The organism is Streptosporangium sp. NPDC049046, assembly GCF_040649155.1.
GTDB lineage: Bacteria > Actinomycetota > Actinomycetes > Streptosporangiales > Streptosporangiaceae > Streptosporangium.
Genome location: NZ_JBEZEZ010000048.1, coordinates 32523 through 44671 on the forward strand (window position 1 = coordinate 32523; position 12149 = coordinate 44671).

Annotated in this window: 1 protein-coding gene; it reads right to left on the reverse strand. The window is 72.7% G+C overall.

Features of this window, described 5'->3' with window-relative positions; genetic code table 11:
- Window positions 1–29: 29 nt before the first annotated feature.
- Window positions 30–12137, reverse strand: a complete 12108-nt coding sequence (locus tag AB0B96_RS38375) for an SDR family NAD(P)-dependent oxidoreductase (RefSeq protein WP_362906922.1) — start codon at window positions 12135–12137, stop codon at window positions 30–32.
- Window positions 12138–12149: the final 12 nt, after the last annotated feature.

A 12149-nucleotide genomic window follows, 5' to 3' on the forward strand; every position in this document is an offset into this window, starting at 1 on the left:
CGACGACGGCGACGACAGCGACGACAGGGTCACGACAGGCCGAGCTCGTTGTCGAGCATGTCGAACATCTCGCTGTCCGAGACCGAGTCAAGGTCGAGCTCCGTATCGCCGGGATCACCGGAATCACGCGAGAGCGCCGCCCATTTCGTCTTCAGAACGTCCAGGCGCGCCGCGACCTGCCGGTGCGCCTCGGGGTCGACGGCCATCCCGCTGAACGCCCTCTCCAGCTTCGCGAGTTCGGCGAGGAGCGCCGCGGACCCCGTCTGCTCGGTCAGGCCGAGCCGGTCGAGCAGATGGTCGACGAGGGCGAGCGAGGTGGGGTGGTCGAACACCAGGCTGACCGGCAGGCGCAGCCCGGTGGCGTCGGTCAACCGGTTGCGCAGCTCGACGGCGGTGAGCGAGTCGAAGCCCAGCTCCTTGAACGCCCGGTCCGGCTCGACGGAGCCGGTTCCGCTGTGCCCGAGTACAGCCGCCACCTGGCCCCGTACGAGATCCAGGAGCACCTCGGCGCGCTCGGCGGCGCCGAGGGCGGTCAGCCCGTGCACCAGGGTGTCCGGCTCCTGGCGCCCGCTCGCGGCCGTCCGGCGTCTTCCGGCGGGCACCAGCCCTCTCAGCAGCGGCGGAACCTCCTCACGCGCCCGCAACGCCGACAGGTCGAACCTGACCGGCACCAGCACCGGGCGGTCCACACCTCCGGCGGCGTCGAACAGTCGCAGTCCCTGCTCCACCGACAGCGGACGGATGCCCACCCGCGCCATCCGCCGCCGGTCGGTGTCGGCGAGGGCGCCGGTCATTCCGCCGGTCGCCCCGGCGTCCCGCGCCCAGGGACCCCAGGCCAGCGACAACGCGGCGAGCCCGGCGGCCCGGCGGTGGTGGGCCAGTCCGTCGAGGAAGGCGTTGGCCGCGGCGTAGTTGCCCTGCCCCGCGCCGCCGGCCACGCCGGCCATCGACGAGAAGAGCACGAACGCGGCGAGATCCACCCCCTGGGTGAGCTCGTGCAGATGCCAGGCGGCACCCGCCTTGGGCCACAGCGCGGTGTCCATCCGCTCGGGGCGCAGGGAGGGAATCGTCGCGTCGTCCAGCACCCCCGCCGCGTGGACGACCGCCGTCAGCGGATGCTCGGCGGGTACGCCTGCCAGCAGGTCCGCGAGCGCGCCCCGATCGGAGACGTCACACGCGGCGACGACGACCTCGGCGCCGCGGGCGGCCAGCTCGGCCCGCAACTCGGGGGCGCCGGGCGCCTCCAGACCTCGGCGGCCGGCCAGCAGCAGCCGCCGCACTCCGTGCTCGCCCACCAGGTGCCGCGCCACCTCGGCGCCGAGGCCACCCGTGCCGCCGGTGATCAAAACCGTGCCCTCGGGATCCCATCGCCGTACGCCGTCCCCGTCCATGGCGGCCGGCACCAGGCGCGCCGCTCTCAGCACCCCGTCACGCACCGCGACCTGCGGCTCGCCGGAGGCCAGGACGGCCCGCATCAGCGCCGCCGAAGGCTCCAGCGGCTCGTCGAGATCGACGAGCACGAACCGGCCCGGATTCTCCGCCTGCGCGGCGCGGACCAGTCCCCACACGGCGGCCCCCGGCAGGTCGGTCACCCGGTCGTCCTCGTGGACGGCGACCGCGCCACACGTCATCACCACGAGGGTGCTGTCACCGAGCCGCTCCTCCGCGAGCCAGCGCTGCAGAAGGCCGAGCACGCGAGCGGTGGACCCGCGGGTCGCGGTGATGACGTCAGCGGGGTCGGTGGGCTCGGCGGGGTCGGCGGGGTCGGCGGGGTCGGCGGCGAGGAACACGGCCGCGGCACGCGGCGGGGCACCCGGCGTGACGAGATCCCCGGGATCCGCCGTCACGTCCAGCGACACCACCTCCGCCTCCGATTCCTGGTCGCCGGCGGGCGTCTGGGGCAGAGGCGTCCACTCCAGCCGGAACAGTCCGTCCCCCGATGTCCGGTGCCCGCCAGCGACCAGGCCGCCGGGCGACGCCGGACGCGACACCAGCGACTCGGCGGTGAGCACGGGCGCTCCCACCGTGTCCACCGCGCTCACCGACACCGTGTCCTCGCCGGTTCTGGTCACGCGCACGCGCAGCGTCGTCGCGCCGGCCGCGTGCAGGTGCACGCCGCCCCACGCGAACGGCAGGCGCCCCGCCTCGGGCTCGGCGGACTCCAGGAACGGCACCGCGTGCAGGGCGGCGTCCAGCAGCGCCGGGTGCACGCCGTACGAGCCGGCGTCGCCGGCCTGCTCGGGCAGGGCGATCTCCGCGAACACCTCGTCGTCACGCCGCCAGGCAGCGCGCAACCCCCGGAAGAGCGGGCCGTAGACGAACCCGCCCTCGGCGAACCGCTCGTAGAGGCCGTCCAGTTCGACGGCGGACGCTCCCTTCGGTGGCCACACCTCGGTGTCGAAGACCTCGGCCGGAGCCGCGCCCTCGCGTCCGCCGCCGGAGAGCACACCGGTCGCGTACCGTGTCCACGGCTCGTCGTCGGCGGCGCCCGCGGGCCGCGCGTAGACGCCGAGCTCACGGTGGTCCGACGCGTCGGGCGCGCCCACCGACACCTGCAGGTCCATCGCCTCCCCCTCGCCGAACACGAGCGGGGCGGCCATGGTGAGTTCCTCCACCCGGTCGCAGCCGACCTGGTCCCCTGCCCGGACGGCGAGTTCCAGCAGTGCCGCGCCGGGCAGGATCACCATCCCGCCGACGGCGTGGTCGGCGAGCCACGGGTGTGATCGCGGTGAGAGGCGGCCGGTGAGCACGACCCCCTCCGACCCCGCGAGCCGCACCGCGGCCCCCAGCAGCGGGTGCGCCGCCGCCGCGAGCCCGAGATCCCTGATGTCCCCGACCCGCCGCCCACTCGGCCAGAACCACTGATGCCTGAAGGCGTACGTCGGCAGGTCGACCCGGCGGGCGTCGCCGAACGCGGCCCCGAACACGGCCGGCCAGTCCACCGCGAGCCCGTGCGTGTGCAGCGTCGCCACCGCGGTCATGATCGCGTCCTGCTCGCCGCGGTCACCGCGCAGCGCCGGTACCAGCACCGCGGCCTCGTCCTGGACGGTGTCCTCGGCCATCGCGGTCAGCACCCCGTCGGGTCCCAGTTCGAGGTACGCGCTGACCCCGCGCCGCCGCAGCGTCTCCACGCCGTCGGCGAACCTGACCTCGCGCCGCACCTGCTCCACCCAGTGGTCCGGTGAGCACAGCTCCTCCGCCGACGCGAGCTCGCCCGTCACGGTCGAGACCACCGGGATCCGCGGTGCCGCGAAGTCCAGCCCCTCGGCCACCCCGCGGAACTCCGCCAGCATCGGCTCCATCAGCGGCGAGTGGAACGCGTGGCTCACCCTCAGCCGCCTCGTCCTGCGTCCCCTCCCCTCCAGCAGGTCGGAGATCCGGACGACCGCGTCCTCGGCACCGGCGATCACCACCGAGGCGGGACCGTTCACCGCGGCGACGGAGACCTCGTCCTCGCATCCGGCGAGAAGCGGCAGCACCTCACGCTCGGGGGCCTGTACGGCGATCATCGCGCCGCCCTCCGGCAGCGCCTGCATCAGCCGGGCACGTGCCGCCACCAGCCGGCACGCGTCCGCAGGCGAGAGCACGCCCGCCACGTGCGCGGCCGCGATCTCCCCGATCGAGTGCCCCACCAGGAAGTCCGGCTTGACGCCCCAGGACTCCACCAGCCGGAACAGCGCCACCTCCAGGGCGAACAGCGCGGGCTGGGTGTATCCGGTCCGGTTCAGCGACTCGGTGTCGCCGCCGAACATCACCTCGCGCAGCGGGCGGTCCAGCTCGGGGTCCAGGTGTGCGAGCAAGGCGTCGAGGGCGTCGGCGAACACCGGGAACCGCTCGTACAGCTCCCTGCCCATTCCGGCCCGCTGGGCGCCCTGTCCGGTGAACAGCAGCGCGAGCCTGCCCGGCCGCGCGCCACGTCCCCTCACCGTTCCCGGCGCCGGGCGCCCGTCGGCCACCGCCGCCAGGCCCGCGAGCAACCCGTCCCGGTCGCCGGCCAGTACCACCGCCCGGTGCTCGAACGCGGAACGGCCCGTCGCCAGCGAGAAGCCGATGTCCGCACAGGAGACGTCCGGATCGTCCTGGACCCGCGACAGCAGGCGTGCCGCCTGCGCCCGCAACGCGTCATCCGTCTTCCCCGACACCGGCACCGGCACCGGCACGACGTCCGGCGCCTGGCCGGTCGGGACGCCTGACGACGATCCGTTCAGTGATCCGTTCAGCGACCTGCCCGGTGAGCCGTTCGGCGAGCGGCGTCCGGCCGTCGCGTCCGCGGACGGCGGCGCCTCCTCCAGGATGACGTGCGCGTTGGTCCCGCTGATGCCGAACGACGACACCCCGGCCCGGCGCGGCCATCCGCCCCCCGGCCACGGGCGGTGCTCGGTCAGCAGTTCCACCGCCCCCTGCTCCCAGTCCACGTGCGACGAGGGCGCGTCCACGTGCAGCGTGCCCGGCAGCACTTCGTGGCGCATCGCCATCACCATCTTGATCACACCGGCGACGCCCGCCGCCGCCTGGGTGTGCCCGATGTTCGACTTGATCGAGCCCAGCAGCAGCGGCCGGTCCGCCGGCCTGTCCTGCCCGTAGGTGGCGAGCAGCGCCTGCGCCTCGATCGGGTCGCCCAGGCTCGTCCCCGTTCCGTGGCCCTCCACCACGTCCACGTCCACCGTGGCCAGTCCGGCGCCGGCCAGTGCCTGGCGGATCACCCGCTGCTGCGAGGGGCCGTTCGGCGCGGTCAACCCGTTGGAGGCGCCGTCCTGGTTCACCGCGGAACCGCGGACGACGGCCAGCACCTGGTGGCCGTTGCGCCGCGCGTCGGACAGGCGCTCCAGCACCAGCGTCCCGACGCCCTCGGACCAGCCGACACCGTCGGCGGCCTCGGAGAAGGACTTGCACCGCCCGTCGGCGGCGAGCCCGTCCTGAGCGCTGAAGTCGATGAACGCCCCAGGAGTCGCCATCACCGTCACACCACCGACCAGTGCGAGCGAGCACTCACCGCCGCGCAGCGCCTGCGCCGCCAGGTGCAACGCCACCAGCGAGGAGGAACACGCGGTGTCCACCGTCATCGCCGGCCCCTCCAGACCGAGGATGTAGGACAGCCGTCCGGACAGCACGCTGCCGGCCGTACCGGTGCCCATGAAGCTCACCACGTCCGGCGGGAACTCCGCGCTCGTCGCGTAGTCGTGGTACATCACCCCGGCGAACACACCCGTGTGACTGCCGCGCAGCGAGAGCGGGTCGATCCCGGCCCGCTCGACCGCCTCCCAGGCCACCTCAAGAAGGAGCCGCTGCTGCGGGTCCATCGCGAGCGCCTCACGGGGCGAGATCCCGAAGAAACCGGGGTCGAACTCCCCCGCGTCGTGCAGGAAGCCGCCCTCGCGGACGTAGCTGGTGCCCCGGCGTTCGCGGCCGGGGTCGTACAGCGACTCCAGATCCCAGCCACGAGAGGTCGGGAACGCCGAGATCGCGTCCCCACCCTCCTCGACCAGCCGCCACAGCTCCTCGGGAGAGGTCACCCCACCCGGGTAGCGGCATGCCATCGACACGATCACCACGGGGTCGTCGCCGACCGGTGTGACCGGTCGCGCGACCACGCGCCCGCTCACCGGGGCGCCGAGGTCACCCGGCAGTTCCGCCAGGAGGTACTCCGTCAGCGCCGTGACGTTCGGGTAGTCGAACACGAGCGTCGCGGGCAGCCTCAGCCCGGTGTCGGCGGCCAGCCTGTTACGCACCTCGACGGCCGTCAGCGAGTCGAAGCCCATGCTCTGGAAACTGCCCAGCGGCTCGATCGAGTCGCCGTCCGCGTGGCCCAGCGCCCGCGCCACCTGGCCCCGCACCAGCTCCAGCAGGACGGCCATCCGCTCGCCCTCCCCGAGCGGCGCGAGGCGTTCGACGAGCGTGGCCGCCACCTCGGTCGTGGCCTGCCTGCGGGCCTGCGCCCTGACCAGCCCTCGCAGCGGGAACGGGACGTCCCCGCCGGTGCGGAACGCCGACAGATCCAGACGTACGGGCAGCAGGGCCGGCTCTTCGCCCGTGACCGTCACGTCGAACAGCGCCAGCCCCTGCTCAGGGGAGAGCGGGAGCGTCCCGCGCCTGGCGAGCCTGCCCATCTCGGCCTCGCTCAGGGCGCCGGTCATGCCACTCGCCTGGTCCCACGGCCCCCAGCCCAGCGAGACCGCCGGTAGCCCCTCGGCCCGGCGGTGCCGGGCGAGCGCGTCCAGGAAGGCGTTCGCCGCCGCGTAGTTGGCCTGCCCCGCCGTCCCGAACGTCCCGGCCACCGACGAGAACAGGACGAAGCCCGCCAGATTCTCGTCCCTGGTCAGCTCGTGGAGATGCCAGGCCGCGTCCACCTTGGGGCGGAACACCTTCTCCAGGCTCCGCGACGTCAGCGTGCCGATCACGCCGTCGTCCAGCACGCCCGCGGCGTGCACCACCGCGGTCAGCGGGTGTTCGGCGGGTATCCCGGCCAGCAGGGCGGCGACGGCGTCACGGTCCGCCAGGTCGCATGCCACGACGTTCGTCCGGGCGCCGAGTCCGGCGAGCTCCGCCACCAGTTCCTCGACGCCCTCCGCCCGGTCACCGCGACGGCTCGCCAGCGTCAGGTGGCCGACGCCGTGCTCGGTCACCAGGTGGCGGGCCAGCATGCCACCCAGGCCGCCGGTGCCGCCGGTGATCAGCACCGTGCCCTCCGGATCCCAGGTCATACCGACCGGGTCGGCGGGCGGGAAGACGCGGGCAAGCCGACCGGCCAGCACGGCACCGTCCCTGATCACCAGTTGCGGCTCGGCGGCGGCCAGGGCCGACGGCAGTGCCGCGATCGACGTCGCCGGCACTCCCCTCGGGTCGTGGGCGTCGCCGTCCCGGAGGTCGAGGTCGATCAGCGCGAACCGGCCCGGATGCTCGGCCTCGGCGGCACGCACGAGCCCCCACACCGTCGCCGCCACCACGTCGTCGCCGTCCACCGCGCCCCGGGTGAGGAACACCAACCGCGAATCGGCGAACCGCTCGTCCGCGAGCCAGGAACGCACCAGCTCCAGCACGGACGACGCCAGGCCGTGAGCGGCCGTCGGCACCTCGTCACCCTGGCCCGCCTCCACCGGGACCAGCACCGTACGCGGCACGGAAGCGTCACCGTCGTACGCCTCTACCAGCGACCGCAGATCGGCACCGACCCCGACGGGACCACCCACCGAGGCGGCGAGTGCCTCGGTGAGCCCCCAGCCGTCCGGGCCCACCACCGCCAGGGTGCCCGGCGAGACCACGGACACCGGCGACGCCGGGGCTGCCTGCGGAACCCAGTCCAGCCTGAACAGGGAGTCCCTTCCGATCGCTCGCGGACCGGCGGCCTGTCCTTCGGAAAGGAGGCGCAGGGACAACGATCTGATCGAGGCCACCGGACCGTCCACGCCGGCGATCGCGATCGACATCGCGTCGGGTCCGGCCCAGGACATCCGCACCCGGACCGTCGACGCCCCCGCCGCGTGCAGGGACACGCCCTCCCACGCGAAGGGCACCTTACGCCGGGCCTCCTCGCTCAGGTCGAGGAGCAGGCACATGTGCAGCACCGCGTCCAGCAGCGCCGGATGCACGCCGAACGCCCCCGCCTCGGCCGCGTCCTGCTCGGGCAGGCTGACTTCGGCGTACATGTCCGAGTCGCCGCGCCAGGCCGCGGTGAGGCCGCGGAAAGCCGGTCCGTAGTCGAAGCCGTCCGCGGCCCGTCCCTCGTAGAAGCCCTCCAACGAGACCGGCGTCGTACCGGCCGGCGGCCACACGGTCGTGTCGAACGCCAGTGCGGTGTCGGGGACGGTGAGAGACTCGTCGACCGCGAGAAGCCCGTTCGCGTGCCGTGTCCAGGGACGCTCCTCCTCGCCTTCCGGCCGCGCGTACACGCTCAACGGCCGCTGTCCCCTCTCGTCGGGTCCGCCCAGCCGTACCTGTACCCGGACGCCGCCCTGTTCGGGCAGGGTCAACGGCGCGGCCAGGGTCAGCTCGTCCACCCGAGCGCAGCCGACCTCGTCACCCGCCCGGATCGCCAGTTCCAGGAACGCCGTCGCAGGCACCACCACCCGGCCCGACACCACGTGATCGGCCAGCCACGGCTGGGAGCGCACCGACAACCGGCCGGTGAGGAGCACCTCGTCGCCCCCCGCCAGCTCGACGGCGGCTCCCAGCAGGGGGTGATCCGGCGCTCCGAGCCCGGCCTCGGTCACATCGCCGACGCGGCCGCGCGAGGGTCCCGGCCAGAAACGCCGACGCTGGAAGGCGTAGGTGGGCAACTCCACCCGGTGGGCGCCGGGGAACGCCGCCCGCCAGTCCACCGGCACCCCGCGTACGTGCAGGGCGGCGAGCGCCATCATGATCGTTTTTTGCTCGTCCTGGCCCCTGCGCAGGGCCGGTACCAGCACGTCCGGATCGGCCGCCGACCTCGCCTCGGCGTCGCGCGCCGGATCCGCGAGCACGTCGGCACCGGTCTCGGCCGCCACGGTGATGGTCTCGTCGGCCATCGCGGTGAGCACGCCGTCGGGGCCGAGTTCCAGGTAGGCGCGTACACCCTGTGCCTGCAGGGTGCGCACGGCGTCGGAGAAGCGGACCGCGCCGCGGACCTGCTCCACCCAGTAGTCCGGCGAACACAGTCGCTCGGCCGTCGCCTGCTCCCCGGTGAGCGTGGACACGATCGGGATCTCCGGCGGGCTGAAGGAGAGCGACCCGGCCACCGCCCGGAAGTCCTCCAGCATCGGGTCCATCAGCGGGGAGTGGAAGGCGTGCGACACCCGCAACCGCTTCGTCCTGATCCCCCGCTCCTCTAGAGTGGCGGCCACCTCCAGCACCGCCTCCTCACCCCCGGAGATCACCACCGAGGACGGGCCGTTCACCGCCGCGACCGACACCTCCTTCTCCCGCCCGGCGAGCAACTCGGCGACCGCCTCCTCGGCGACCTGGACCGCCACCATCGCCCCGCCCGCAGGTAGCGCCTGCATCAACCGCGCCCGCGCCGCCACCAACGCACACGCGTCCTGCAACGACAGCACACCAGCCACATGAGCAGCGGCGATCTCCCCGATCGAGTGCCCGGCCAGCACATCGGGCCGGATCCCCCACGAGGACACCAGCCGGAACAGCGCGGTCTCCACCGCGAACAGCGCAGGCTGCGCCCACCCGGTCCGATCCAGCGCCTCCGCCTCAGCCGACCCCGGCTCGGCGAACACCACCTCACGCAACGACCGGCCACCCAACCCTCCGGCCGATCCCCGCTCCACCCCCTCAAGCAACGGATCCAGCTCCGCGATCACCGCGTCCAACGCGGTCGCGAACACCGGGAACCGGTCGTACAACTCCCGGCCCATCCCGGCCCGCTGACTGCCCTGACCGGTGAACAACACCGCCAGCTTCAGCTCACTCGCTGCCACCCCGCGCACCACACCCGCACCCGGCAGATCCCCGGCCAGCGCACCCAGCCCGGCCAGCACACCCTCACGATCACCGACCACCACCGCCCGATGCTCGAACACCGACCGCGTCGCCACCAGCGAGAACGCCGCATCACCCAGCACCAACCCCGGATCGGCACCCACATACGACGCCAACCGCCCGGCCTGCGCCCGCAACGCCTCCGCCGTACGACCCGACACCACCACCGGAACCACCGACGATCCCACCGTGACATCCGCCGTCTCGGCATCCGGCGTCCGGTCCCGTACGGGTTCTTCGGCCGTGACCCGCTCGTCCGCCGGCTCCTGTTCGAGGAGCACGTGCGCGTTGGTGCCGCTGATCCCGAACGACGACACCCCGGCCCGACGCGGACGGTCGGTCTCCGGCCACTCCGTCGGCTCGGTCAGCAGCTCGACCGCGCCCTCGCTCCAGTCCACATGCGAGGACGGCTCGTCCACGTGCAGCGTCCTGGGCAGTGTTCCGTGCCGCATCGCCATGACCATCTTGATCACACCCGCCACACCAGCCGCCGCCTGCGTGTGACCGATGTTCGACTTGATCGACCCCAGCAGCAGCGGCCGATCCTCCGGCCGATCCTGGCCGTAGGTGGCGAGCAGGGCCTGCGCCTCGATCGGGTCACCCAGCGTCGTGCCCGTACCGTGCGCCTCCACCGCATCCACCTCGGACGCCGACAGCCCCGCACTCGCCAGCGCCTGACGAATCACCCGCTGCTGAGACGGACCGTTCGGCGCCGTCAACCCATTCGACGCACCATCCTGATTCACCGCAGATCCGCGAACGACCGCGAGCACCCGATGACCGTTGCGCCGAGCATCCGACAACCGCTCCAGCACCAGGATGCCCACGCCCTCGGCCCAGCCCACCCCATCGGCCGACTCCGCGAACGACCGACACCGCCCATCCACCGACAAACCCCGCTGCCGAGCGAACCCGATGAACGTGTTCGGTGTGGCCATCACCGTCACGCCCCCGGCCAGCGCCAGTGAACACTCACCACCGCGTAGCGCCTGCGCGGCCAGGTGCAGCGCCACCAACGACGACGAGCAGGCGGTGTCCACGGTCACCGCCGGACCCTCCAGGCCCAGCGTGTACGACACCCGACCCGACGCCACACTCGGCGCCGTCCCCGTACTTTCGTAACCCTCGACGGCATCACGCTGAGCGATGCCCTCATCGGTCTGGTGCACCCGACCGGCCGCGTCACCCAACGCCAAACCGTAATCGTTGTACATCAAACCGGTGAACACCCCGGTCCGGCTCCCCCGCAACGAGCCCGGCTCGATCCCCGCCCGCTCCACCGCCTCCCACGACGTCTCCAGCAACAACCGCTGCTGCGGGTCCATCGCGAGAGCCTCACGCGGCGAGATCCCGAAGAGACCGGCATCGAACTCATCCGCGTCATGCAAAAACCCGCCATGACGCGTGTACGACGTCCCCACCCGACCAGGATCCGGATCATAGATCCCCTCCAGATCCCACCCCCGATTCGTCGGGAACCCGGTGATCGCGTCGGTCTCCTCAACCACCAGACGCCACAAATCCTCCGGAGAAGAAACCCCACCCGGATAACGACACGCCATCCCCACGATCACCACCGGATCGTCAGCCACCGACCGCACCACCGGCGAAAGCACACCCACATCGGCCCGCTCGCCGAGCAACTCACCCAGCAGGAACTCCGCCAGCCCAACCGGAGTCGGGTAGTCGAACACCAGCGTCGCCGGCAGCCTGATCCCCGTCGCCGCGTTCAACCGATTACGCAGCTCCACCGCAGTCAGGCTGTCGAAGCCCAGCTCCCGAAACTCCCGCTTGACATCTACCGTCTCCGGCGAGGTGTGCCCCAAGACCATCGCCACCTGCGCCCGCACCGTGTCCACCATCAACCGCACCCGATCGGCCTCACCCAACCCGGCCAGCCGTCCCACCAGCGCGCCGTCACCGGTCACGACCGACGACACCGCCGATCTGCGGACCCCCCGCACCAGCCCGCGCAGCAGGTGCGGCACCTCACCACCCGCCCGCACCACCGCCAGATCCAACCGCACCGGAACCACAGCCGGCCCACCGGAACCGATCGCCGCCTCGAACAACACCACACCCTGCTCCGGCGTGATCGCCGACATCCCCGCACGCGTCAACCGACGCGCCTGAACCTCGTCCAACCCGCCCGTCATTCCGGCGTCCTGCTCCCACGGACCCCACGCCAGCGAACGCCCGGTCAGCCCCAGCCCGCGCCGATACTCCGCCAACGCGTCCAAGAACGCGTTCGCCGCCGCGTAATTGCCCTGCCCCGCCCCACCGAACGTCCCCGCCACCGACGAGAACACAATGAAATCGGCCAAACCCTGGTCTTGGGTCAGCTCGTGCAGATGCCAGGCGGCATCCACCTTCGGCCGCAACACCACATCCAGATCCTCGGCCGACAACGACGGGATCGTCCCATCGGCCAGCACACCCGCAGTGTGGATCACCGCCGTCAACGGATGCGCGGCATCGATCCCGGCCAGCAGCGCCGCCACCTGATCGCGATCGGCCACGTCACACGCGACGACCTCCACCTCGACCCCGTGCGCGATCAGCTCCGCCCGCAACTCCACCGCGCCGGGAGCGTCCAGGCCCCGGCGGCTGGTCAGCAGCAGACGCCGCACCCCACGCTCGGCCACCACATGCCGCGCGAACAAACCCCCCAGACCACCCGTACC